At 69.6% G+C, this 24804-nt stretch carries 20 protein-coding genes and 1 tRNA gene; 7 read left to right on the forward strand and 14 right to left on the reverse strand.

The annotated features are described in order from the left end of the window. Window positions 1–41: 41 nt before the first annotated feature. Together ACU6RU_RS09850 and ACU6RU_RS09855 are read right to left on the reverse strand one after the other, a co-directional pair. A complete protein-coding gene (locus ACU6RU_RS09850; protein WP_120264889.1) occupies window positions 42–944 on the reverse strand; it encodes a type II secretion system F family protein in 903 nt (300 codons plus the stop codon). Next, window positions 941–1957, reverse strand: coding sequence for a TadA family conjugal transfer-associated ATPase (locus tag ACU6RU_RS09855; RefSeq protein WP_120264888.1), 1017 nt, complete (start codon window positions 1955–1957; stop codon window positions 941–943). Before ACU6RU_RS09855 ends, ACU6RU_RS09850 begins: the two co-directional genes overlap by 4 nt. Window positions 1958–2371: 414 nt before the next feature. Between ACU6RU_RS09855 and acs the strand changes: the two genes are divergently transcribed. After that, complete coding sequence (gene acs, locus ACU6RU_RS09860) at window positions 2372–4336, forward strand: acetate--CoA ligase (RefSeq protein WP_446726438.1); 1965 nt, start codon at window positions 2372–2374, stop codon at window positions 4334–4336. A 39-nt stretch (window positions 4337–4375) separates the two neighbouring features. Here acs and ACU6RU_RS09865 read toward each other — a convergent pair whose 3' ends face one another. The 3 genes from ACU6RU_RS09865 to ACU6RU_RS09875 all read right to left on the reverse strand — a co-directional run bounded on the left by ACU6RU_RS09865 (window position 4376) and on the right by ACU6RU_RS09875 (window position 6903). Further along, complete coding sequence (locus ACU6RU_RS09865; protein ID WP_446726439.1) at window positions 4376–6115, reverse strand: Na+/H+ antiporter; 1740 nt, start codon at window positions 6113–6115, stop codon at window positions 4376–4378. Between the two features lie 102 nt (window positions 6116–6217). Then, window positions 6218–6685 carry a RidA family protein gene (locus tag ACU6RU_RS09870; RefSeq protein WP_289329886.1) on the reverse strand — a complete coding sequence of 156 codons (468 nt, stop codon included), beginning with the start codon at window positions 6683–6685 and terminating at the stop codon, window positions 6218–6220. After that, window positions 6682–6903, reverse strand: a complete 222-nt coding sequence (locus ACU6RU_RS09875) for a DUF4177 domain-containing protein (protein ID WP_094261190.1) — start codon at window positions 6901–6903, stop codon at window positions 6682–6684. The genes ACU6RU_RS09870 and ACU6RU_RS09875 overlap by 4 nt, the downstream gene beginning before the upstream one ends. 107 nt (window positions 6904–7010) lie before the next feature. Here ACU6RU_RS09875 and ACU6RU_RS09880 point away from each other — a divergent pair, with 107 nt between their 5' ends. From ACU6RU_RS09880 to ACU6RU_RS09895, 4 genes are all read left to right on the forward strand, one after another. Next, window positions 7011–9548: a transglycosylase domain-containing protein gene (locus ACU6RU_RS09880; RefSeq protein WP_120264883.1), complete on the forward strand. Its 2538-nt coding sequence runs from the start codon at window positions 7011–7013 to the stop codon at window positions 9546–9548. Then, a complete protein-coding gene (locus ACU6RU_RS09885) occupies window positions 9548–10477 on the forward strand; it encodes a metallophosphoesterase (protein ID WP_446726440.1) in 930 nt (309 codons plus the stop codon). The genes ACU6RU_RS09880 and ACU6RU_RS09885 overlap by 1 nt, the downstream gene beginning before the upstream one ends. Window positions 10478–10525: 48 nt before the next feature. Next, window positions 10526–10599, forward strand: a tRNA-Pro gene (locus ACU6RU_RS09890). 61 nt (window positions 10600–10660) lie between these two features. After that, window positions 10661–11425 carry an HAD-IIB family hydrolase gene (locus ACU6RU_RS09895; RefSeq protein ID WP_446726441.1) on the forward strand — a complete coding sequence of 255 codons (765 nt, stop codon included), beginning with the start codon at window positions 10661–10663 and terminating at the stop codon, window positions 11423–11425. A 109-nt stretch (window positions 11426–11534) separates the two neighbouring features. Here the strand turns inward: ACU6RU_RS09895 and ACU6RU_RS09900 are convergent, their stop codons facing one another. The 6 genes from ACU6RU_RS09900 to ACU6RU_RS09925 form a co-directional block, all read right to left on the reverse strand. Beyond that, window positions 11535–12818 carry an alpha-hydroxy acid oxidase gene (locus tag ACU6RU_RS09900; RefSeq protein WP_446726442.1) on the reverse strand — a complete coding sequence of 428 codons (1284 nt, stop codon included), beginning with the start codon at window positions 12816–12818 and terminating at the stop codon, window positions 11535–11537. Between the two features lie 48 nt (window positions 12819–12866). Then, on the reverse strand, window positions 12867–13586 hold the full coding sequence (locus tag ACU6RU_RS09905; RefSeq protein ID WP_289329888.1) for a FadR/GntR family transcriptional regulator: 720 nt from the start codon (window positions 13584–13586) through the stop codon (window positions 12867–12869). Between the two features lie 101 nt (window positions 13587–13687). Further along, window positions 13688–14302: a thymidine kinase gene (locus ACU6RU_RS09910; protein ID WP_289329889.1), complete on the reverse strand. Its 615-nt coding sequence runs from the start codon at window positions 14300–14302 to the stop codon at window positions 13688–13690. A gap of 5 nt (window positions 14303–14307) precedes the next feature. Further along, window positions 14308–15780: a malate:quinone oxidoreductase gene (locus ACU6RU_RS09915; protein ID WP_120264877.1), complete on the reverse strand. Its 1473-nt coding sequence runs from the start codon at window positions 15778–15780 to the stop codon at window positions 14308–14310. A 63-nt stretch (window positions 15781–15843) separates the two neighbouring features. After that, complete coding sequence (locus ACU6RU_RS09920) at window positions 15844–16902, reverse strand: aspartate-semialdehyde dehydrogenase (protein WP_289329891.1); 1059 nt, start codon at window positions 16900–16902, stop codon at window positions 15844–15846. A gap of 94 nt (window positions 16903–16996) precedes the next feature. Then, window positions 16997–17713, reverse strand: a complete 717-nt coding sequence (locus ACU6RU_RS09925; protein WP_446726443.1) for an NRDE family protein — start codon at window positions 17711–17713, stop codon at window positions 16997–16999. A 71-nt stretch (window positions 17714–17784) separates the two neighbouring features. Between ACU6RU_RS09925 and coaBC the strand changes: the two genes are divergently transcribed. Next, window positions 17785–18996 carry a bifunctional phosphopantothenoylcysteine decarboxylase/phosphopantothenate--cysteine ligase CoaBC gene (coaBC, locus tag ACU6RU_RS09930; protein ID WP_446726444.1) on the forward strand — a complete coding sequence of 404 codons (1212 nt, stop codon included), beginning with the start codon at window positions 17785–17787 and terminating at the stop codon, window positions 18994–18996. Window positions 18997–19118: 122 nt separating this feature from the next. Here coaBC and thrC read toward each other — a convergent pair whose 3' ends face one another. Next, window positions 19119–20522: a threonine synthase gene (thrC, locus tag ACU6RU_RS09935; RefSeq protein WP_446726445.1), complete on the reverse strand. Its 1404-nt coding sequence runs from the start codon at window positions 20520–20522 to the stop codon at window positions 19119–19121. 94 nt (window positions 20523–20616) lie between these two features. Then, window positions 20617–21903 (reverse strand): aspartate kinase, encoded by a 1287-nt coding sequence (locus tag ACU6RU_RS09940; protein ID WP_120264872.1) that lies wholly within the window; start codon window positions 21901–21903, stop codon window positions 20617–20619. A 153-nt stretch (window positions 21904–22056) separates the two neighbouring features. Here ACU6RU_RS09940 and ACU6RU_RS09945 point away from each other — a divergent pair, with 153 nt between their 5' ends. Further along, the gene (locus ACU6RU_RS09945) at window positions 22057–23448 is read left to right on the forward strand and encodes a threonine/serine ThrE exporter family protein (RefSeq protein ID WP_446726446.1); all 1392 of its coding nucleotides are present in this window, start codon (window positions 22057–22059) and stop codon (window positions 23446–23448) included. Window positions 23449–23527: 79 nt separating this feature from the next. On the opposite strand, the gene ACU6RU_RS09950 is transcribed toward ACU6RU_RS09945, so the two are convergent. Further along, window positions 23528–24556: a 6-phosphofructokinase gene (locus ACU6RU_RS09950; RefSeq protein ID WP_120264870.1), complete on the reverse strand. Its 1029-nt coding sequence runs from the start codon at window positions 24554–24556 to the stop codon at window positions 23528–23530. Window positions 24557–24804: the final 248 nt, after the last annotated feature.

Here is a 24804-nt window from a genome sequence, read left to right on the forward strand (position 1 = left end):
GTCTGGTCTGGCGCGGTCGAACCCGCGCGGATGTCGCGACATCACAGCGGCACCGAGGTGCTGCTCATCGCGCTGAGGAGCATCGGTGCCACGCCGATGAGGAGGAACGCGGGCAGCGTGCACACTCCGAGCGGCAGCAAGAGCCGTGATGTCAGCTGCGCCGCCCTCATCCGGCCCTCGATGCGGGCACGGTGACGCTCCAGGTCTGCGGTCGCGCGCAGCAGGTCGACCGCGGGCACCCCGGCCGCGGTCGAGAGTCCGAGGACCTCCCGGTCCGCTGGCGCAAGCGCGACGTCGACGGACGCCAGGACTTCCTCTGCCCGGCGGGTCGACACACCGCTCGACAGCGCAATCGCTAGCAGTTCGGCGGACATCCCGGGGACACCGCCCACGGGTCGGGCTCGGGCGACGAGGCGACGGGTCCACAGGTGCGCTGTCGCCATCAGCAGCGCGCCGACGACGAGGCACGTCGCGCCGACGGGATGGCGCACCGTGGCGACGACGTCGAAGCCGAGCAGGAGGGCGAGCCCGACAGCGACGAGCGGCAACCATCCCACGAGGCGCGCCGTGGCTGTGGGCTCGGCGAGCGCGACGCGAATGTCATCACGGGCCTGCTCGGCGTCGCGCAGCGCCTCGGCCATCCCTCGCAGCGTGCGCGCAAGCGGCGCTCCCACGGTCGTCGCGACATGCCAGGCAGTGGCGACCTCTCGCCAGGCTCCGGGTTCGGCAGCAATGGCACCGGTGAGCGGTTCACCCGCCCGACGTCGCTCGTCCACGCGGCGAGGTGCCGAGTCGCCCGACGCCGCCAGATGTTCCCAAGCCCTGTCGGGCGCGATACCGGCTTCGAGCAGCACAGCGAGACGGTGCAGGGCCGGGGCAACACCGGCCACCGCCGCGGCATCCGCTTCAGCCGCGGAATGGGCCCGCCGCCACCGCCGCTTCACGCCCGCTCCTCGATCCCGAGTCTTCCGCCTCGAAGGACCGGCCGGGCGATCCCCGTGACGCGTCGCGCGCCGTCGACATGACCGACATGGATGATCGCGCCAATCGCGCTCACCACCTGTCGGGCGACGCCGTGATCGTCGAGCCCCGCCAGCGCACCGAGCGCCTCGAGCCGGGCCGGGACGTCAGCGAGACCGCTCGCGTGCACCGTCCCCGCTCCGCCGTGATGGCCCGTGTTGAGGGCGGTCAGCAACTCGCGGACCTCTTCACCGCGGCACTCGCCCACCACGAGCCGATCGGGTCGCATGCGGAGCGCCTCCCGCACCAGCCGAGCGAGCGGCACGGCCCCGGCGCCCTCGAGATTGGGTTGGCGCGCCTCGAGCCGGACATGGTGCGGATGGTCGAGCCGCAGCTCGGCGACATCCTCGATCGTCACGATCCGTTCGGTCGGCCTCGCGGCTGACAGCAACGCCGCGAGAAGCGTCGTCTTCCCGGCGCCCGTCGCCCCCGTGACGAGGAGATTGGTCCGATCCGCGACGAGTCGGCGGAGGTCCTCGGCGACCGTGGCGTCGAACATCCCGCGTTGCTCGAGTTCGGCCAGGCTCAGTTGCTCGACCGCTGGAAGCCGAATCGAGATCGCGGAGCCTTCGCAGGCCACCGGCGCCAGCACCGCGTGCACTCGGATACCGCCGGCCCACCGCACGTCGGCACAGGGAGTCGCATCGTCGAGATGACGTCCGCCGAGGGCGATCAACGCCACGGCGAGCGCACGCACCTCCGCCTCGTTCGGGCGCCACCCTTCAACGGCCTCGGCGCCGCCACCACGGTCGACGAAGACACCGCGTTCGCCGTTGACGAAGACATCCGTCGCATCCGGGTCGAGCAGATGCTCACGCAACGGATCGAGCGCCGCGTCGGCGGGAAGCTGGCGCCGTGGTTTCGCTGGCGATGTCGGTTCGCGCCGTGCGGCGACAACGGAGCCCGAGCGCGGTGCGACGACGAATGCTGATGCCATGCCCCGACATTAGGAACGGTCAGAACCGTCAGCCGACCCACGTGCCCGAACAGGGGACAGCTCAGATCGGTGCCGCGCTGGGGAGAAGTCTCGACGAGGAACCCGTCGCCTTCCGTGCGAGTGAGTCGCTCCCCCGAGGAAAAGAAGAAGGACGGCACCCCACATTGGGGGATAGGGGTGCCGTCCACGCAACGTCCCGCCGCTTGGGGGGTAGGTCGGGCCGTCACGGGCGCGATCGATGTCGCAGCCGTCGATCAGCTTATCTCCCGAACCCGATGCGACCCAATCAGGCGACGCCATGCATGGCGTGACACGACCACCCACTATCGGCGGTAGTCTCCTGATCTCGCCGCGGTCTAGATTGACCGCACGCCGCCCATGCGCGGCGCCATCGACCGCGAAGGAGCGTGCCGTATGAGCAGCCAGATCGACCACCTGCTGACCGAGACCCGGCGTTTCGCGCCGTCGCCGGAGTTCGCCGCATCCGCGGTCGGCACCGCCGAGCTGTATGAGCGCGCGGCAGCGGACCGCGAGGGATTCTGGGCCGACCAGGCGCGGCAGCTGCACTGGCACAAGCCCTTCACCCAGGTGCTCGACTGGTCGAATCCCCCGTTCGCCGAGTGGTTCGCCGACGGTGAGCTGAACGTCGCGTACAACTGCCTCGACCGTCACGTCGAGGCGGGCCTCGGCGACCGCGTCGCGCTGCTGTGGGAGGGCGAGCCGGGCGATGACCGCGCCGTGACCTACGGCGAGCTCACCGACGAGGTCAAGCGCCTGGCCAACGTCCTCACCGAGCTCGGAATCGAACAGGGCGACCGCGTCGCCATCTACATGCCGATGATCCCCGAGGCCGTCGCCGCGATGCTCGCCGTCGCCCGGGTCGGCGCGGTGCACTCGGTCGTGTTCGGCGGGTTCTCCGCCGACAGCCTCCGCACCCGCATCGACGACGCCGGGGCCAAGCTCGTCATCACCGCCGACGGCGGCTACCGCAAAGGCAAGGTCTCGCCGCTCAAGCCGGCCGTCGACCAGGCGCTGTCCGACCGGGGCGCCGGTCCGCAGCTCACCGTCGAGCACGTCATCGTGGTGCGCCGCGGCGGCAACGACATCGAGTGGAACGACGGGCGCGACCTGTGGTGGCACGACGTCGTGCCCGCGGCATCCCCCGATCACGAGGCGCAGGCGTTCCCCGCCGAGAACCCGCTGTTCATCCTGTACACGTCGGGCACGACGGGTAAGCCGAAGGGCATCCTGCACACCTCCGGCGGCTACCTGACGCAGGCCGCGTTCACCAACCGCGTCGTCCACGACCTGCACGCCGAGACCGACGTCTACTGGTGCACCGCCGACATCGGGTGGGTCACCGGGCACAGCTACGTCACGTACGGCCCGCTCGCGAACGGCGCGACCCAGGTGCTGTACGAGGGAACCCCCGACACCCCTCACTCCGGACGCTCGTGGGAGATCATCCAGAAGTACGGGGTGACGATCTACTACACCGCCCCCACCGCGATCCGCTCGTTCATGAAGGTCGGCCGTCAGGTCCCGGCGCAGTACGACCTGTCGAGCATCCGCCTGCTCGGATCGGTGGGCGAGCCCATCAACCCCGAGGCGTGGATGTGGTACCGCAAGGTCATCGGCGGCAAGAAGGCACCGATCGTCGACACGTGGTGGCAGACCGAGACCGGCGCGATCATGATCTCGGCGCTGCCGGGCGTCACCGAGACCAAGCCCGGATCGGCCCAGGTCGCGCTCCCCGGCATCTCGATCGACGTCGTCGACGAAGAGGGCAACCGGGTCGGCGAGGGCAACGGCGGACTTTTGGTCATCACCGAGCCGTGGCCGAGCATGCTGCGCGGCATCTGGGGCGACCCCGACCGGTTCGTCGAGACCTACTGGGAGAAGTTCCAGAAGCAGGGCTACTACTTCGCCGGCGACGGCGCGCGGCTCGACGACGACGGCGACATCTGGCTCATGGGACGCGTCGACGACGTCATGAACGTCTCGGGCCATCGCCTGTCGACGACCGAGATCGAGTCCGCGCTCGTCGCGCACGAGTCGACCGCCGAGGCGGCCGTGGTCGGCGCCTCCGACGAGACCACGGGACAGGCCGTCGTGGCGTTCGTCATCATCAAGCAGAGCTACCTCGACGCGCACTCCCCCGACGGCCTCGCGACCTCGCTCCGGCAGTGGGTCGGCGAGCAGATCGGCCCCATCGCACGCCCCCGCGACGTCTACATCGTCGGCGAGCTGCCGAAGACCCGATCGGGCAAGATCATGCGACGCCTGCTGCGGGATGTCGCCGAGGGTCGCGAGGTCGGCGACACGACGACACTCGCCGACACCGCGGTCATGTCGGTCATCAGCGCTCAGCTGAAGTAGCCCGCAGCCTCGCGCCGCCCCACGGCGGCGCGAGGCGCGTCACTCGGCGTCGCGATCGAGGCCGCGAGCCCGGATCTCCTCGATGTCGAGGTCGGCGAGGATGCGGCGTGCCACCAGATCGTCGATCGTGCCGTCGCGCCGCAGGCGCAGCAGCACCTCGCGCTTGCGATCGAGCATCGCCAGCCGGAGCCGCGTCGCCTCCTTGTGCCGGATGAGCGGCGAGCGCTGCGTGAGGTCGATGTCGTCGCTGACGGCGAGCATCTCGAGCTGCGGCGCGGGCCGGTGCCCGTCGCCATCGACCGGCCCGGGCGGCACGGGGCCCATGCGCGAGGCATCCTCGTCATCCGGCTCGCCGTCGACATCGGCATCGGCGTCGCGTTCCTCGGCGGCTCGCAGCCGCGCGACGGCCCGCGCGTTCGCCAGCTCGAGGCGCTCGTACCCCTCATGGCGCGCACGGTCGCGCACGCGGTCGCTGACCCCGTGCTCGGCGGCGAGATCGTCGAGGGCCGCCAGGGCGGCACCGGAGATCGCCCGCTGGGCGAGCTCGTACTCCTCGATCGCCGCGTCGTCGGCGGGCAGCTTCGCCCAGCGGATGACGGCGGGAAGCAGCGGCCCCTGCACGAGCAGGGTGAGCACGATGACCCCCGCGGTGACGAACACGATCGAGTCGCGCCCTTCGACCGGTTCACCCGATGCCGTCGTGATCGGCACCGAGAGGGCGATCGCGAGTGACACCGCGCCGCGGAACCCCGACACGGTGCTCACGACCCGTGAGCGATGACGGAGCGATCGGCTCGACCCGGCCGCCGGCCGCGAGAAGGGCGAGAACAGCCACTGGAAGAGGTAGCGGACGACGAACAGGGCGATCCACGCCGCAACGGTGACGAGGAGCAGGATGCCGATCTCCGACGGCGAGATCTCATGCAGCACCAGCTGCACCTCGAGCCCGATCAGCACGAACAGCGCGCCGTTGAGCAGGTACACCCCGAACGGCCACGTGGCATCGGCTGCGCGGCGCGACATGGCGGTCGTGATGCGCGGCGACACCCAGGCGACGATGAGCCCCGCGAAGACGACGGCGAGGACGCCCGATGCCTCGATCAGCTCGGCGACGAGGAAAGCGACGAAGGGGACGAGCAGCAGCGTCAGGTTGATCGTCAGGGTCGACTGCATCCGTCGCAGCGCGAGGAACGCGAGAGCGGCGACGGCGATGCCCGCCGCTGCCCCGCCGAGGTACGACAGCAGCACCATCCCCGTGATGGAGAGGGCACTGACCTGGTCGCCGAGCAGAAGCGAGACGGCGATGGCGTACAGCACGAGAGCCGTGCCGTCGTTGGTCAGGCTCTCGGCCTTGAGCTTCATGAACGTGCGGGGCGGGAGCAGTCGTCCGAGGGCGGCCACAGCGGTGGCATCAGGCGGGGCGACCGCGGCGCCGAGCACGAGCGCGGCCTCCCACGGCACGCCCAGCCACGTCGCGACCGCCGCGACGGCGAACGCCGAGGCGACGACGAGCAGAGTGCTCATCGGCACGATGTACCGGAGCGACCGGCGCACCGAGCGCAGCGACGTCGTCCAGGCCTCGCGGAACAGCAGCACCGGGAGGAAGAGCAGCAGCACCGTCTCGGGAGGCAGTTCGATCGTCCGCAGCTCGGGCACGAAGCCGAGCAGCAGCCCGATCACGAGCAGCACCAGCGGAGTGGCCACGCGCAACCGCGGAGCCAGAACGGTTCCGACCAGAAGGGCGATGCCCAGCAGAACCGTGACCTCGAGTCCCTGCATCCCTACCGCCTTTCCGCGTGGTCCACACCAGAGCGTAGGGCCGTGGACCACCTCACGGGCGGTGTTTCACCCTCGGTTCGCGATGGGCGGAGCGTCCGAGGATCAGACGAGGGCGAAGACGACCTCGACCTCGACGGGAGAATCAAGCGGCAGCACGGGAACGCCGACCGCCGACCGCGCGTGACGTCCGGCGTCGCCGAAGATCTCGCCGAGCGCTTCGCTCGCGCCGTTGATGACGCCGGGCTGTCCCGTGAACTCCGGAACGGATGCCACGAAGCCGGTCACCTTGACGACCCGAGCGAGGTTGTCGACACCGCCAGCCACGTCCGCCGCGGCGGCGATGGCGTTGAGCGCGCACTGACGAGCGAGCTGCTTGGCGGTGTCGGCCGTGACGAGCCCCTCGCTCACGCCCACCTTGCCGGTCGCGGGAAGCGAACCGTCGATCATGGGCAGCTGCCCCGAGGTGTAGACGAGTCCGTCGTGCTCGGTCGCCGGGATGTAGGCCGCGACCGGCGGGACGACCGGAGGAAGCTGGATGCCGAGTTCGGCCAGGCGTGCCGAGACGCTCATGCGCCCGTCCCCTCGAACTGCTGGGCCGCTTGATGGGCGGCACCGAGACCGGCGTTGGCCGCTCCCCCACCGACGGGCCGCTTGAAGTACGCCACGAGCCCGCCCTCGGGGCCGGGAACGACCTGCACGAGCTCCCAGCCCTGCTTGCCCCAGTTGTTCAGGATCGCCGCCGTGTTGTGGATCAGCAGGGGCGTCGTGAGGTACTCCCACGTCGTCATCGGGGCTCCGTTCTGTGGCTGTCGCTCGCGCGCCGACATGCGCGGAGGCACGCGCGCAAGGGGTGGTCCTGAGGCGGATGCCCAGGTATCTCGCTTACGATCACCCTATGCCTCACAAGAAACGCACGGCCACCGGTGTGCTCGGCGGTCTCGCCGGCCTGGTCGGCCTGAGCGCTGTGGCCGGGATCCTCGTCACCGCCACCGTGACCCCCGCCATCGCCGTGTCGGGTTACGCCGCGACCAGCGCGATCGACGTCTTCGACAACATGCCGAGCTATCTCGAAGTCGACGAGCTCATGCTGCCGACCGAGTTCTACCGCAAGGACGCCGACGGCAACGACGTCCTCATGACGCAGTTCTACGACCAGAACCGCATCCCGGTCACGTGGGACGAGGTCGCGCCGGTCATGTTCGACGCGATCACCTCGAGTGAGGACAAGAACTACTACACCCACGGCGGCGTCGACCTGCTCGGCACCGCCAGCGCCGTGTTCGGCAACCTGCGCGGCGGCGACACCCGCGGTGGCTCGTCGATCACCCAGCAGTACGTCAAGAACGTGCTGCAGCAGGCGTGCGAGAAGGAGGCCAAGTCGCAGGACGAGGTCGAGGCGTGCTTCCGCTCGACCACCGTCTCCTCCGGCACCGACGGCATCGAGCGCAAGCTGCAGGAGATGCGGTACGCGATTCAGCTCGAGAAGCGGTATCCGAAGAACGAGATCCTGCTCGGCTACCTCAACATCGCGCACTTCGGCGGCACCGTCTACGGCATCGGCGCAGCCGCGCAGTACTACTTCGGCGTGCCGGCCTCGCAGCTCACGATCGGCCAGGCCGCGGCGATCGCCGGCATGGTGCAGGAGCCGAACACGTACCGTCTCGACCGCCCCGACAGTGAGTCGAACGGCGCCGCGAACGGCTACGAGCTGACGAAGGACCGCCAGGTCTACGTGCTGAACCGCATGCTCTCCGACGGGAAGATCACGCAGGAAGAGCGGGATGCCGCCGTCGCGGAGCCCATCACCCCCAACATCCAGGAGCGCCCGCAGGGCTGCCAGCTCGCCGCCGGCGCGGAGTTCTTCTGCGAGTACGTCCGCAACATCGTCCTCGACGACCCGGCCTTCGGCGAGTCGCTCGAAGAGCGCCAGCAGAACCTGCGCCGCGGCGGCATGAAGATCTACACGACGCTCGACCCGCAGCTGCAGGATGCCGCGCTCGACGCGATGTCGGTCGTTCCCGCCACCGATGACCGCCTGAACCTCGGCGCCTCGGGTGTCCAGGTCGAGGTCGGCACCGGACGTGTGCTCTCGATGGTGCAGAACCGTCCGTTCGCGCCCGTCGCGTCGGACAACTCCACCACGCCCGTCAACTACAACGTGCGCAACCAGGACGGCGGCGGTGGTCACTCCGCGGGCTCGACCTACAAGGTGTTCAGCCTCATCAACTGGCTCGAGCAGGGTCACTCCATCAACGAAGTGATCAACGGCCGTGTCGGGAACAAGCGCGTGCTGACCAGCTGCGACGGCGCCACCCAGAACGTCCGCACCGGCAACAGCGGCCGTCAGAACGAGATCGGCAACTTCCAGAGCAGCAACGGCTACTCGGGCACCATCAAGAAGTTCACCGAAGACTCCCTCAACTCCGGCTTCCTCGCGATGGCCGAGCGCATCTCGGTGTGCTCGACCAACCAGGTCGCGATGAAGATGGGTGTCATGCAGTCCAACGGCGACCCGCTGGACGTCAACAACAACCCCTACGACGTACTCGGCTCCGCCGCGGTCGCGCCCATCGACATGGCGGAGGCGTACGCCGCAGTCGCCGGCGGCGGCATGCGCTGCGAGCCCAAGGTCATCGATCGGGCGGTGAAGTCCGACGGCACCGACATCACGCCGCAGACCAGCTGCGACCAGGCCATCTCGGCCAACGTCGCCGCCACCGCCGCCTTCGCGCTCGAGGGCGTCATGAATGCAACGGGTCAGGGCGCGCGCATCTTCGACGGCGTGCCGGTGTTCGGCAAGACCGGTATCCACGAGTACGAGCACACGTGGATGGACGGCGCGAGCACCAAGGTCGCCACCGTGGTCTGGGTCGGCAACGTCGACGGCTTCGCAAAGCTCAACGAATACCGCGTCAACGGCTGGCGTCTCGATCAGATCCGAAACGCGATCTGGCCGAAGATGCAGGGAGCGGCGAACGCCAAGTTCGGTGGCGATCGCTTCCCGACCCCGGACACGAACCTCACGAAGAACGTCCTGACGGATCTGCCGAACGTCGTGGGGCAGACCGTGGACGAGGCACGCGGCACCCTCGAGGCGGCCGGCTTCACGGTGAACGTCGCCGAGCCCACCGACTCGACCGAGCCCGAGGGCCGGATCGTGTCGCAGGACCCGGGTGCGGGCCGCGCCCCGGGCGGCACGACGGTGACCATCGCCCCGAGCAACGGTCAGGGCGCGACGGTACCGCCGGTCACGGGCAACCCGCAGGAGGCGGAACGCCAACTGCGAGCCGCGGGCTTCACGAGCGTGACGACGGCGTGTACCGAGAAGGACGACCCACCGCAGCCGACGGTGACGGGCACGAGCCCGGCAGCCGGCGAGGCGGTCGGCCGCGGCACGCAGATCACCATCGAGTACACCGCGAAGAACTGCTGATGGCAGGCGTCCACAGGACGCTCTCCACGATCGCCACCGCCGGCGCCCTGGGCGCCGGCGGTGCGATCGTCTGGGGAGTCGGCATCGAGCGCTACCTGTTCACCGCGCGGCGCCACGAGCTCCACGTGCTGCCACCGGGCAGCCCGAGTATCACCGTCCTGCACCTCTCCGATGCCCACATGGCGCCCTGGCAGAAGCGCAAGCAGCGGTGGATCGCCGAGCTCGCCGAGCAGACGCAGCCCGACCTGGTGATCAACACGGGTGACAACCTCGGGCACACCCGCGGTCTCGACGGCATCCGTCGCGCCTTCTCTCCCCTGCGAGGAGTGCCCGGGTTCTTCGTTCACGGGTCGAATGACGTATACGAGCCGAGCGGGCGAAACCCCGTGCGCTACTTCACCGGGCCCTCGAAGTACCCCCAGACCGCCGCGAAGCTCGACACCGAGGCGATGGATGCCTTCTTCATCGACGACCTCGGCTGGTCCGAGCTCGACAACGCAGCCGCTGCGGTGCGCGTCTCCGGGCTGCGGATCAATGGTGTCGGTGTCGACGACGCGCACCGCGACTGGGACGACCTCGACGCCCTCCCCGGCGCCCTGGCGGCTCTGGAAGGTCGCAAGCGCGCTGACCTGACGCTCGGCGTCACCCACGCCCCGTATCGTCGCGTGCTCGACCGTTTCGTCGACATGGGAACCGACATGATCTTCGGCGGCCACACGCACGGCGGGCAGGTCCGCATCCCCTTCTCGTCGCGCGCTCTCGTCGCCAACTGCGACATCCCGCTCGACCAGGCGCGGGGGCTCAGCACGTGGGGACCCGACGACGTGCCGCTCAACGTCAGCGCCGGCCTCGGCCACTCGATCTACGCCCCCGTACGGTTCGGCTGCCGCCCCGAGGCATCCGTCCTCACCCTGCGCGCGCGAGCGTGAGCCGATTCGTCTTCCGGACGAGATCGGGGTAAGCTTGGAGGGTTGCCACGGGGTGTGGCGCAGCTTGGTAGCGCGCGTCGTTCGGGACGACGAGGCCGCAGGTTCAAATCCTGTCACCCCGACAGCGAAGAGGCTCCGCCGCGAGGCGGGGCCTCTTTCATGCCACCGGAGAACGGAGCACGGATGCCCATCCCCCGCCTGGTCGCCTTCGACCTCGACGACACCCTCGCCCCTTCGAAGAGCGCCATCGATCCCCGCATCGGACGCCAGCTCCTGGATCTCGCGGCCCGCGTCGAGGTCGCGATCATCTCGGGCGGACAGCTCGCGCAGTTCACGGCGCAGGTCGTCGACCAGCTGCCGGAGACGGATGCCGAGCTGCTGTCGCACTTCCACCTGCTGCCGACGTGCGGCACGCAGTATTACCGCCTCTCCCCCGCCGGCATCGAGATGATCTACGCTCGGTCGCTGACCGACGACCAGAAGTCGCGCGCCCTCGCCGCGGTCGAGGAGGAAGCGCGCCGCCTCGACCTGTGGGAGAGCGAGACCTGGGGCCCGATTCTCGAGGACCGCGGATCGCAGATCACCTTCTCCGCACTGGGTCAGCAGGCTCCCGTCGACGCCAAGATGGCGTGGGATCCGACCGGCGAGAAGAAGAACGCACTCCGCGCGGCGGTGGCAGACCGCATCCCCGACCTCGAGGTGCGCGCGGGCGGGTCGACGTCCGTCGACATCACCGAGCGCGGCATCGACAAGGCCTACGGCATGACGCGTCTCATCGAGCAGTCCGGCATCCCCCAGGACGACATCCTGTTCGTCGGAGACCGCCTCGACGAGAACGGCAACGACTACCCCGTGCTCGCGATGGGCGTGGCGTGCCACGCGGTCGAGGGCTGGGAGGACACCGCCGACTTCCTCGACCAGCTCATCCCCACGCTCCCCCTGCGATGACCCGCTGACGCGGACGACATCGCGGAACGCATCCGGGCCCCGGAGCCCGCAGTCGACCGACTGCCGGCTCCGGGGCCCGTTGCTTTGCTACCCGCCGCGCGTCCCGCCGTCAGGCTCGAGACGCGGTCTTGGCGCGCGCGGCGGTGCGGCGCGGCGCTGAGCCTGCGATCGGCACGAGCCGCTGCAGTTGCGTGACGTGACGCGGCTCGAGCTCGTCGAGGCTCGAGACACCGAGCAGCTGCATCGTGCGCTCGATCTCGCTGCGGAGGATCGCGATCGTCCGGTCGACGCCCTGGCGACCGCCCGCCATCAGGCCGTAGAGGTACGCGCGCCCGATGAGCGTGAACTTCGCGCCCTGCGCGACCGAGGCGACGATGTCGGCGCCGTTCATGATGCCGGTGTCGACCATGACCGTCGCATCCTTGCCGACTTCACGCACGACCTGGGGCAGAAGGTGGAACGGCACGGGTGCACGGTCGAGCTGGCGACCACCGTGGTTCGAGAGCACGATGCCGTCGACGCCGAGGTCGATGAGACGCTTGGAGTCCTCGACGTTCTGCACGCCCTTCACGACGATCTTTCCAGGCCACATGCCGCGGATGACCTCGAGGTCGTCGTAACTGATCGTCGGGTCCATCGCGGCGTTGAGGAGCTCGCCGACGGTGCCGCCGGTCGTCGTCAGCGACGCGAACTCGAGCTTGGGTGTGGTGAGGAAGTCGATCCACCACCAGGGCCGCGGGATCGCGTTGACGATCGTGCCGACGGTCAGGGCGGGCGGGATCGAGAACCCGTTGCGCTTGTCACGCAGTCGCGCGCCGGCGACCGGGGTGTCGACGGTGAACATGAGCGTGTCGAAGCCCGCCTCCGCGGCCCGCTGCACCAGACCGTACGAGATCTCGCGATCGCGCATGACGTAGAGCTGGAACCAGTTGCGCCCATGCGGGTTGGCGGCGCGCACACCCTCGATCGAGGTCGTCCCGAGCGTCGAGAGGGTGAACGGGATGCCGGCGGCTCCCGCCGCAGATGCCCCGGCGCTCTCGCCCTCGGTCTGCATGAGGCGGGTGAACCCCGTCGGGGCGATGCCGAAGGGCAGCGCCGAACGTCCGCCGAGGATCTCCGTCGACATGTCGACCGACTCGGCCGGACGCAGGATGTCGGGGTGGAACTCGATGTCCTGGAACGCCTGGCGCGCTCGCGCGAGCGAGATCTCGCCCTCCGCGGCACCGTCGGTGTAGTCGAATGCGGCCTTGGGCGTGCGACGCTTCGCGATCGTCCGCAGGTCGTCGATCGTCAGGGCCGCTGAGAGCCGGCGACGACGACCGTTGAGGTCAGGAGCTTTGAACTGCATGAGTTCGAGCAGCTCGGGGATCTTGGGCAGCTGGCGGGTGACCATGTTTCTCCTCTGTTCCGGCAGATGGCCGAAGGGGTCGGGCCGGATGGTTCAGGCGGATTCGGGCCGGACGGGGTTCGCGGACGCGTAGTACCCGGTGATGTGATCGCGCACAGCGATGCGGGCATCCGCGACGCGCTGCTCGTCGATCGCGGCCACGATCGCGTTGTGCTCGTCGCGCAGCCGGTCGACCGCGCTGTTCCAATCAGGGATGCGCGCGGCGCCTTCGAGCACGTAGTCCTCGATCGACGAGCGGAGGCCTGCCATCATCGCCGCGACGACCTCGTTGCCCGATGCCTCGGCCAGGGCGACGTGGAACTGCGCATCGAGCGCGAGGAAGTCGGCGGGGCTGAGGCCGGGGGCATCCATCGCATGCAACGCCTCGCGCGCCCGATCGAGATCGACGTCGGACGAGCTGGCGAGCTCCCCCGCGACCCACTCCTCGAGCAGCAGACGAGTGTCGACGACATCCGAGATCGCGAAGCCCTGCGCGGCCACCTGCAGGCGGAGCAGAGCCTGCATGCCGCCGGTCGGCCGCGCGACCACGATCGCGCCGGCGCTGGGGCCCGAACCGGTCGCGGTGCGGATGAGGCCCATGACTTCGAGCACGCGCAACGCCTCTCGGACGCTCGAACGCCCGACGCCGAGCTGTGCGACGAGGTCGCGTTCGGACGGCAGCCGGTCGCCGGGACCGAGCTTGCCGGCGAGAAGATCGGACTCGATCTTCTCCAGTACGACGCGCCAGGCGCGCGCCGGGGTTCCGTCAGCCATGACGCCCCTCTCGTTGGTGGCCGGACCACGATACATCTTGTGGTCTGACCGCGCAAAGCCCGAGACGGCCGCGTCGTGAAACGTATCAGAGGCCCGACTCGTCAGGCGAGACGACCGCCCGACTCGCGGAGGTAGCACTCGGCGCACATCGACTCGTAGGTGACGCGGTCGCGGGCGAGCTCGTCGATCGCCACCTGGTCGCCCTCGAACACGAAGCGGCCGCCGACCAGACGGGCGTTGAACAGCGCCTTCCGCCCGCAGCGACAGATCGTCTTGAGCTCTTCGAGGCTGTGCGCGAGCTCCATCAAACGAGCGGATCCGGGAAAGGCCCGGGTCTGGAAATCGGTGCGGATGCCGTAGGCGAGCACCGGCACGTTCTCCTCGACCACGGTCCGGAGCAGATCGTCGACCTGCTCCGACGTCAGGAACTGCGCTTCGTCGATGAGGAGGCACGCGACATCCGCCCCCGTCTCCGCCCGCACACGCTCGCGATGGACGCCGAACACGGCTCGGAGGTCGTCGTCGCCGCCGACGAGGAAGTCGACGTCGCGCTCGACACCCAGCCGGCTGGCGATCTGCCCGGCACCCTTGGTGTCGATCTCGGGCTTCGCGAGGAGGACGTGCTGGCCGCGCTCCTCGTAGTTGTAAGCCGCCTGCAGCAGAGCCGTCGACTTGCCGGAGTTCATCGCCCCGTAACGGAAGTAGAGCTTGGCCATGCCCGTCAGGGGTTGATCGAGAGCGCTTCGGCCGTCGCCGCGATCGACGCGCGGGCCGCATCGGCGCGCGGGTTGAGCGGCTGGCCGTAGCTCGGGATGAGCTTCTTCAGCTCGGGCTCCCAGCCAGCGATGCGATCGGGGAAGCAGGTCTTCAGCAGTCCGAGCATGATGGATGCCGCGGTCGAAGCGCCCGGCGAGGCGCCCAGCAGGCCCGCGATCGAGCCATCGGCCGAGGTCACGACCTCGGTGCCGAACTGCAGCACGCCGCCCTTCTTGGGGTCCTTCTTCATGACCTGAGCGCGCTGGCCGGCCTGGATCAGCTCCCAGTCCTCGTCCTTCGCGGTCGGCATGAACACCCGAAGCGAGTCGACCTTCTTGCGGTGGTTCTTCAGCAGCTCGCCCACGAGGTACGAGATCAGGCTCGGATTGTCGACGGCGACCTTCAGCATCGGCAACAGGTTGTGCGGACGCACCTGGGCGACGATGTCGGTGATGCGACCGTTCTTGAGGAACTTCGGGCTGAACGTCGCGAACGGTCCGAACAGCAGCGAGGCTTCACCGTCGACCACGCGCGTGTCGAGGTGGGGAACCGACATCGGCGGAGCGCCGACGGAGGCCTGCGAGTACACCTTCGCCTTGTGCTGCGACACGACGGCGGGGTTCGTGGTCTTGAGGAACTGTCCGCCGATCGGGAAGACGCCGTACCCCTTGATCTCGGGGATCCCCGACTTCTGCAGCAGTTTCAGCGCCCAGCCGCCCGCGCCGACGAACACGAATCGCGCGTCGGTGTGGCCGGGGGTCCTGCCCAGGCGATTGCGCCAGAAGACTCGCCACGACCCGTCCTTCTGCCGGGTCATCGTCCGCACCTCGCGGTCGGTGATGACCTCGACGCCCTGCTCCTGCAGGTGGGAGAACAGCTGACGGGTCAGCGACCCGAAGTCGACATCCGTGCCCGCCGGAACGCGCGTCGCGGCGAACGGCTCGCCCTTGCGCCGCTCCTGCATCAGCAACGGCGCCCACTGGTTGATGACGCGCGAGTCCTCGGAGTACTCGATGCCCGCGAACAACGGCTGGTCCTTCAGCGCCTCGTAGCGCCGCTTGAGGAAGGCGACGTCCTTCTCACCGCGGACGAAGGTCATGTGAGGCGTCGCATTGATGAACGTGGAGGGCTCGTCGAGGATGCCGCGCTCGATGAGCGACGCCCACAGCTGACGGCTCTGCTGGAACTGCTCGTTGATCGTGATCGCCTTGCCGGGATCGACGGAGCCGTCCGACGCCTCGGGCGTGTAGTTCAGCTCGCACAGCGCAGCGTGGCCCGTGCCCGCGTTGTTCCACGGGTTCGAGCTCTCCTGCGCCAGATCCGACAGGCGCTCGTGCACCTCGATCTTCCAATCGGGCTGGAGCTGCTTCAGCAGCACACCGAGCGTGGCACTCATGATGCCCCCGCCGATCAGGACGACGTCGACCTTTTCACTCACGATGCACCAGTCTATCCCGGTGCGGCGGGCGTCATCCCGCCGCACCGCGGCCCCGCCTTCGCGTCAGAGGCGCTCGGCCACGATCTCCGCGATCTGCACCGCGTTCAACGCGGCGCCCTTGCGGAGGTTGTCGTTGCTGATGAAGAGAACGAGACCCTTGCCTGCCGGGGCGGACTGGTCGGCGCGGATGCGGCCCACGTAGCTCGGGTCGTTGCCGGCGGCCTGCAGGGGGGTGGGCACCTCTTCGAGCACGACGCCGGGCGCCGCCGACAGGATCTCTCGTGCCCGCTCCGGCGTGATGTCGCGCGCGAACTCGGCGTGGATCGACAGCGAGTGGCCCGTGAAGACCGGGACGCGCACGCAGGTACCGGCGACCCGCAGGTCGGGCAGCTCGAGGATCTTGCGGCTCTCGTTGCGGAGCTTTTTCTCCTCGTCGGTCTCGTTGTCGCCGTCGTCGACGAGACTGCCCGCGAACGGGATGACGTCGAACGCGATCGGCGCGATGTACTTCTCGGGCTGGGGGAAGTCGACCGCGGAGCCGTCATGCACGAGATCGAGCGTGCGGCCCTGCGCGAGGACTCCCTCGACCTGGCCGAGCAGTTCCTCGGCCCCCGCGAGGCCCGAGCCCGAGACCGCCTGATAGGTCGAGACGATGAGGCGCTCGAGGCCGGCCTCGGTGTCGAGCACCTTCAGCACGGGCATCGCGGCCATCGTGGTGCAGTTGGGGTTCGCGATGATGCCCTTGGGCGGGTTGACCGTGGCGTGGGGGTTGACCTCGCTGACGACGAGGGGAACCTCGGGATCCATGCGCCAAGCGCTGGAGTTGTCGATGACGACGGCGCCCGCCTCGGCGAACCGCGGGGCGTGCGCGCGCGAACCGGTCGCACCGGCGGAGAAGAGGGCGATGTCGATGCCGGCGGGGTCGGCGGTGGCGATGTCCTCGACGATGACGGCGTGACCGGCGAACTCGATCGAGGTCCCCGCGGAGCGAGCGGTGGCGAACAGGCGCAGCTCGCCGATCGGGAAGTTCCGCTCGACGAGGATCTCGCGCATCACCTTTCCGACCTGGCCGGTGGCGCCGACGACGGCGACGGAGAGTCCGGAATCGGAGATGCGGGTCATAGCTGTTCCTTGCGTGAAGCGGGATCGGGTTCCGGTGATTCTATCGGCGCGCCGATGCGGCTCCCGGCCACGTGACGGTCGATGACCGCGCGATTCACGCCATCTCGGGGCGGTTCCACTCCCCCGGCACGTCGAGCGCACCGTAAGCGAGCTCGACGCCGTCGGTTCCGACCGACGCCGTGCAGACGAGCAGCGACAGCGTCGGCACGCCGTAGGGGCGATTGTCGCGGATGATCGCGGCGTCATCGGTCGCCGGGGTGGCCGCGGTGTCCTGGAGCACGTCGAGCCACGGCTGCAGACCGTCCGCGCGGTCGAGATCGGGAGCGGCGGCGGCGAACTCGCCGAGCCAGCGACGGATGCGGGCCGTACGCGGATCGTCGACGTCGTCGTGGGCGATCATGTGGGTCCCGGGACCCAGCTCGACCGTCCGCAGGGTCGCGGCATCCCACATCGACACCCGGACCCCGGCGGCGGAGACGTCGACGAGATTGAAGCCGTGCGTGGACGGAGCGCCCACGGGAGGGCGACCGGCGACGGCATCCAGCACGATGCCGCCGCGCGAGAGCGCGGGCGCATCGTCCGGCAGGACATCGGCTCGGTTGAGGATGACCGCGAGACGGCGGGCTGCGGGGTCTGCTGCCAGCCAGGCGCCCCCGGCGCGACGATCGCGCACGCCGACGACCCCCGGGAACGCTTCCGGCCACCACGGACCGACCGGATCCCATGCACGCGCCGGATCCTCGTCTCGGATGGCCAGCAGCCGAACCGGACGGGTCGGATCGGCGGGCACCTGGATGACGACGGTGCACATGTGATCACTCGCTCTCGGCGCCCGACGGTCGCTCCGCGCACCCCGTCCGGGGCCGTGGGAGGATCGGGGGCATGTTCATCGTAGTCGGGGTCACCGGGGGCATCGCCGCCTACAAGAGCGTCCATCTCGTGCGTCTGCTGGTGCAAGAGGGGCACGACGTCCACGTCATTCCCACCGACGACTCGCTGCGCTTCATCGGCCTCACGACGTGGGAGGCCATCAGCCGCAACCCCGTCACGACCTCGGTGCACGACGACGTCGCCCGCGTGCGGCACGTGGCCCTGGGACAGAGTGCCGACCTCGTCATCGTCGCCCCCGCGACGGCCAACACGATCGCCGCAATGGCCGCGGGTCTGGCATCCGATCTGCTCGGCACGACGCTCCTCGCCACGACGGCCCCTGTCGCAGTCGCTCCCGCGATGCACACCGAGATGTGGCGGCATCCGGCGACGAGGGCGAACATCGCCACGCTGCGCGAGCGCGGCGTGCTGATCGTCGGCCCGGCGGACGGCCCGCTGACTGGCGGCGACAGCGGACAGGGGCGCATGTCGGAGCCGGATGACATCGTGGCGGCCGCGCTCTCGTTCGCCTCCCCCGAGACCGCCGACCTCGACGGCGTGCACGTCGCGGTCTCGACCGGGGGCACCCGCGAGCCGCTCGACCCGGTGCGGTTCCTCGGCAACCGATCCAGCGGCCGACAGGGTGCCGAGATCGCCGCGGAGGCCGCCCGACGCGGTGCGACGGTGACCCTCGTCGCGGCATCCGTCGACGCGGGGGTCCTCGACATCGTCGCGGCTCATCCGCGCGTCACGACCCGGCACGTCGAGACCGCGGCTCAGCTCGGCAAGGCGATGACGGATGCCGCCGCCACCGCGGATGTCGTAATCATGATCGCGGCCGTCGCCGACTACCGCGCTGCGCGGGTGTCGGAACACAAGCTGCGAAAGGAAGACGGGCCGCTGGCGACGATCGACCTCGTTCCCAACGACGACATCCTCGCCGGGCTCGCCGCCTCCCGCCGCGGCGGTCAGGTCATCGTCGGGTTCGCTGCCGAGACCGCCGACGAGGACCTGCTCGCACGCGCCCGACGCAAGCGCGAACGCAAGGGCGTCGACCTGCTCGTCGTGAACGAGGTCGGGTGGGATGCCGGCTTCGGTGCGGGCGAGAACACCGTCGCCGTCATCGGAGACGGTGGGGCGGTCGTCGCCGAGGCCTCAGGGCCGAAGAGCACCGTCGCTCGTGCGGTGTGGGACGCGATCGTCGCCGCCCGCGCCGCGGGCTGAGCACGTCAGCGGACCGAGCGCGATGCATCCGTCGGACACGCGGTGCTCATGAGCACTCGCGGCGCCGTACGGGCATCACCAGCACCACCGGTCCGACGGATGTATCACCGCCGGTCGGGACGTCAGCGGAGCGCGCGCTCGCGGATGAACGCGGTGAGCGCCGCGGCGTCGTCGGGCAGGTCGATGACGTGCTGCGGCGCATCGAGCATGGCCTGCAGCTCGTCGGAGTAGCTCAGCTCGACCCCGATGGCCTCGCGGATCGTCTCGGCGAACTTCTCGGGCTTGGCCGTCTCGAGGACGAGCATGATCTCACCGGGCTCGACGTACTCGCGGGCCACCGTGACGCCGTCCGCGGTGTGCGGGTCGATGATCTCGCCCGTTTCGTCGTGCACCTCGCGGATGGTCGCGAGGCGATCGGCGTGCGTCGAGGTTCCGCTGACGATGCCGAACTCGGCGGTGAAGCGAGCGAGGTCGGCGGAGAAGTCGGCGAAGCCCTGCGACTCGAGCTCGCGCCACGCCGCCACGACCCGCTCGGGGTCGCGACCGACGAGCTCGAAGATGAAGCGCTCGAGGTTCGACGCCTTGGAGATGTCCATCGACGGGCTCGAGGTCTGCAGCGTCTCCGCCGCGGAGCGGGGGCGATAGATGCCGGTGCGGAAGAACTCGTCGAGCACGTTGTTCTCGTTCGCGGCCAGCACGAGCCGGCGGATCGGAAGGCCCATCTCGCGCGCATAGAACCCGGAGAGGATGTTGCCGAAGTTGCCGGAGGGCACCGTGATCGAGACCTCGGCGTGGCCGTCCACGTCGGTGGCTCGCAGCCATGCCCAGAAGTAGTAGACGACCTGCGCCGTGATGCGCGCGAGGTTGATCGAGTTCACGGCGCCGAGGTGAAGCTCGCGCTTGACCCCGAGGTCGCCCGCGAGCTCTTTGACGAGGTTCTGACAGTCGTCGAAGACACCCTCGATGGCGATGTTGTGGATGTTGGGCTCGTCGAGTGAGAACATCTGCGCACGCTGGAACGGGCTCATGCGGCCCTGCGGCGACAGCATGAAGACGGCGATGTGCTCCTTGCCGCGCAGCGCGTACTCGGCCGCCGAGCCGGTGTCACCCGATGTGGCACCCAGCACGTTGAGAACCGAGCCGGTACGCGCGAGGGCGTGCTCGACGACCTGACCGAGGAACTGCATCGCGAGGTCCTTGAAGGCCAGCGTCGGCCCTTCCGAGAGCCCGACCAGCGTCATCCCGCCGCCGATGCGGCGCAGCGGAACGACGGCGTCGGGGAAGGGCGCATACGCGGCCTCGGTCATGCGGGCGAGGTCGTCGCGCTCGATGTCGGTGGCGAAGAGAGCGAGCACCTCGGTGGCCAGCTGCGGGTAGGTCAGCGCGCGCCAGCGCTCGAGCGTCTCGGACGAGACACGGGGCATCTCTTGCGGCACGGCGAGGCCGCCGTCGGTCGCGAGCCCCTCGAGGAGCGCGTCGCAGTACGGCAGCGGCTCAGCGCCGCCTCGGGTCGAGATGTACAGCACGCGGGCTCCTCGGGACGGGTCGGGGACGGCTTTCGATTCTCGCAGGTGGTTCGCTTGCCCGGCGACGACGCGGCTGTCGACGACCGGACGGACGTCAGCGGCCGGTGCCGGCGTAGACGACGGCTTCGGTGTCGCCGTCGAGTCCGTACGCGGTGTGCACGACGCGGGCGGCCTCGGCCAGCTCGTCGCCGCGGACGACGACGGAGATGCGGATCTCGGAGGTCGAGATCATCTCGAGGTTGACGCCGGCGTTCGACAGCGCTTCGAAGAGCGTGGCCGAGACGCCCGAATGCGTTCGCATTCCCGCGCCGACGACCGACAGCTTTCCGATCTGGTCGTCGTGCACGAGGCTCTCGAAGCCGACCTCGTTCTGCTCGCCCGCGAGGGCACGGAGCGCCATCGTCGCATCGGTCTTCGGCAGCGTGAACGAGATGTCGGTGCGCCCCGTCGCCGCGGCCGAGACGTTCTGGACGATCATGTCGACGTTCGCGCCCGACTTCGCCACGATCTTGAAGATCTCGGCGGCCTTGCCCGGAACGTCGGGCACGCCGATGACGGTGATCTTGGCCTGGCTGAGGTCGGTGGCGACGCCCGCGACGATCGGCTCTTCCATCTCTTCTTCCTTTCGGCCTTCGGGCGGCGACATCCCCGGACCGAGCACGAACGTGCCGGATCCGGAGCTGAACGTCGACCGGGCGTTGATCATGACGCCGTGACGGCGGGCGTACTCCACCGCACGGATGTAGAGGACCTTGGCGCCGTTCGCGGCGAGTTCGAGCATCTCCTCCGCCGAGACCACTCCGAGCTTGCGGGCCTTGGGCACGACGCGCGGGTCGGCGGTGTAGATGCCGTCGACGTCGCTGTAGATCTCGCAGACGTCGGCTGAGAGCGCCGCGGCGAGTGCGACGGCGGTCGTGTCGGATCCGCCGCGGCCGAGCGTCGTGATGTCGCGGGTGTCGCGGTTGAACCCTTGGAACCCCGCGACGATGACGATCGCCCCCTCGTCGAGGGCTTCGCGCAGCCGCACGGGCGTGACGTCGACGATGCGCGCGGCACCGTGCGTCGCATCCGTGATCATGCCCGCCTGGCTGCCGGTGAACGAGCGCGCCTCGAAGCCCATCGAGTGGATGGCCATCGCCAGGAGCGCCATCGAGATCCGCTCGCCCGAGCTGAGGAGCATGTCGAGCTCACGCGGGGCCGGGATCGGGGCGACCTCGTTCGCGAGATCGAGCAGCTCGTCGGTCGTGTCGCCCATCGCGCTCACCGCGACGACGACGTCGTGACCGGCGCGGCGGGTGTCGACGATGCGCTTCGCGACCCGCTTGATGCTCTCCGCGTCGGCGACGGACGACCCGCCGTACTTCTGCACGATCAATGCCATGTGGGACTCCCGGATGCCGGTGCCGGCGCGATTGCTACGGGCGCCCGGATGCCGCGCCCACCGCACCATCTTACGGAGCGTCCCATGCACCGGGCGCCATGTGACGACCGCTCACGCGCGGCACCGCGGGCACCCGGACCTAGGCTGGAACACATGGGACGCCGCTCGCTCTTCACGGCGCTGAATGCGCTCGTCCACACCCCCGATCCGGCCGCCGGACCGGCGACCGAGATGCTGCCCGTGATCGACGACGCGTTCGCCGTGCGGGTGCTCGATCTGGCGATCCGGCTCGGCGAGACGATGCTCGTGGCGGGCTCGCCCGCGAGCGAGGTGACCCTGACGATCGTGCGGGTCGCGGGCGTCTACGGTCTCGACCCGGTGCACGTCGACGTGACCTACAACTCGATCACGGTCGCCCATCACCGCAGCGGCGAGGACCGGCCGATCACGCTCATGCGGGTCGTCCGCGGCGCCGCGCCCGACCATTCCCGACTGCAGCGGCTTCAGGCGCTCGTGGCCGAGATCCGCGCGGGACTCCCCCTGGATGCCGCGGCACTGCGCTTCCGCGGCATCCGTCGGACGCCCTTCCGATACCACCAGCCCGTTGCCGTCGCCGCGCAGGCGCTGCTGGCGGTCGGTGTCGCGGTGATGTTCGGGGCGAACTGGCTCGTCATCGTGCTGTCGTTCCTCGCCGCCGGATCCGCGGCGATCACGCAGTTCCTGCTCGGCCGGGCGCGCGTGCCGTTCTTCTTCAGCCAGATCGCCGGAGCGTTCGTGCTCACGATCGTGGCAGCGGCTTCCCCCCTCCTCCGCGCGACAGGGTGGGAAGCCGCGATGACCATGCGCCCGTCGGTCATCGTCGCGTCCGGCATCGTGCTGATGCTCGCGGGACTGACCGTCGTCGGCGCGGCTCAGGACGCCATCGACGGGTTCGCGCTCACGGCCATGGGCCGCATCCTCGAGCTAGTGACGCAGACGCTCGGCGTCGTGCTCGGCATCCTCGCGGGGATCGAGACGGCCCGCGTCATCGGGCTGGGCCTCGAGGCGCCGACGGAGGCGCTACCGCTCGGACCCGTGCCGCTGCAGTTCCTCGGCGCGGGCCTGATCGCCCTCGCGGTCGCCGTGATCAACGGAGCCGGGCTGCGCATCATCGTCGTCAGCGTCGCCCTCAGCGTCGTGGCCTGGCTGGGTTACGTGGCTGCGGCCTCGCTCGGCTTCGAGACGGCGGCGGCGAGCGGTGTCGGCGCGTTCGTCGGCAGCCTCGTCGGCATCCTCGCCGCCTATCGTCTGCATGTGCCGTCCGTCGCGATCACGACAGCCGCGATCCTGCCGATGGTGCCCGGAGCCGCGGTGTTCCGCGGGCTCCTCGGCGTCGTCGAATCGGGCGACAGTCCCGCGACCCTGCTGACCGGGTTCAGCACCCTCGCGGCAGCCGCGACCGTGGGCATCGCGCTCGCGGTGGGCGCATCGCTCGGCATCTACCTCGGTCAGCCGCTCCGCGCGTCGCTCGGATCGGTCATCCGAGCGCGAGCGCGGGTGCGCTGAGCAGCCGCGAGACGCGGAACGGCCGCGTCGCGAGCGGGCGCGGGGCCCGCCGCAGACGCGGCCGTTTCGACGTGGCGGATCAGCCGAACAGAGCGGCGGCCTCCTCGTAGCGGTACAGCGGAACCGTGTTGAGCTCGCCGAGGGCCTCGTCGAACGAGACGCGGACGATATCGGTTCCCTTGAGCGAGACCATCTGACCCCACGCGCCGTCGACGAGCGCATCGGCGGCCGCGAGTCCGAGGCGCGTGGCCAACACGCGGTCGAACGCCGAGGGCGAGCCACCGCGCTGGATGTGGCCGAGCACGGTGGCGCGGGTCTCGATGCCGGTCAGGCGCTCGATCTCGGGGGCCAGCACTTCACTGATACCGCCGAGACGCGGACGGTTGAACGCGTCGAGGCCCTTGTCGCTGTATGCCTCGTCCTGGCCCGTCAGCTTGAAGCCCTCCGATACGACCACGAGCGGGGCCCGGCCCCGGTCGAAGGCCTTGGTGACCTGGGCGGTGATCTCCTCGATCGACATCGGCACCTCGGGGATGCAGATGACGTGGGCACCGGCGGCGATGCCGGCGTGCAGCGCGATCCAGCCCACGTGGCGACCCATGACCTCGGCGACCATGCAGCGCTGGTGCGAGTCACCGGTGGTGCGCAGTCGGTCCATCGCGTCGGTGGCGATGTTGACGGCGGTGTCGAAGCCGAACGAGTAGTCGGTCGCCTTCAGGTCGTTGTCGATCGTCTTGGGCACACCGAGGACGTTGATGCCGTCGTTCGCGAGACGGTTGGCAGCGGCGAGCGTGCCTTCGCCGCCGATGGCGATGATGCCGTCGATGCGGTGCTTGTCGAGGGTCGCCGCGATGTTCTCGGCGCCGCCGCGGGGGCCTTCGTACGGGTTGGTGCGGCTCGTGCCGAGGATCGTGCCGCCGACCTTGGACAGACCCTTCACCTCGTGACGGGTGAGGGGGAAGAAGTCGCCATCGACGACACCGCGCCAGCCGTCGCGGATGCCGACGAACTCGATGTTGTACGAGGTGGTGCCCTTGAGCACGACGCCTCGGATGACAGCGTTGAGTCCGGGGCAGTCGCCGCCGCTGGTGAGGATGCCGATCTTCATGGGGAGATCCTTCGTTGTTGCTCAGGGTGGAGTGTGGCGACGCTGCCTCAGGTCGAGACTATCGTCGCGACGCGAGTGCTGCCAGGCGAAGCCCACCGGAAGAACTCGCTGCCGCGGGGCGGGCGGACGTCGCATCCATCACCGACACCGGCAGACGCGCCCAGAGCGGCGCCGTCGTGGCGCGGTTCGCGTTCGTCGACGACTCGACCTTCGACTACCGCCTCATCCAGCCGTCGGACGAGTCTGGG

This window comes from Microbacterium sp. F1-18, assembly GCF_052921305.1.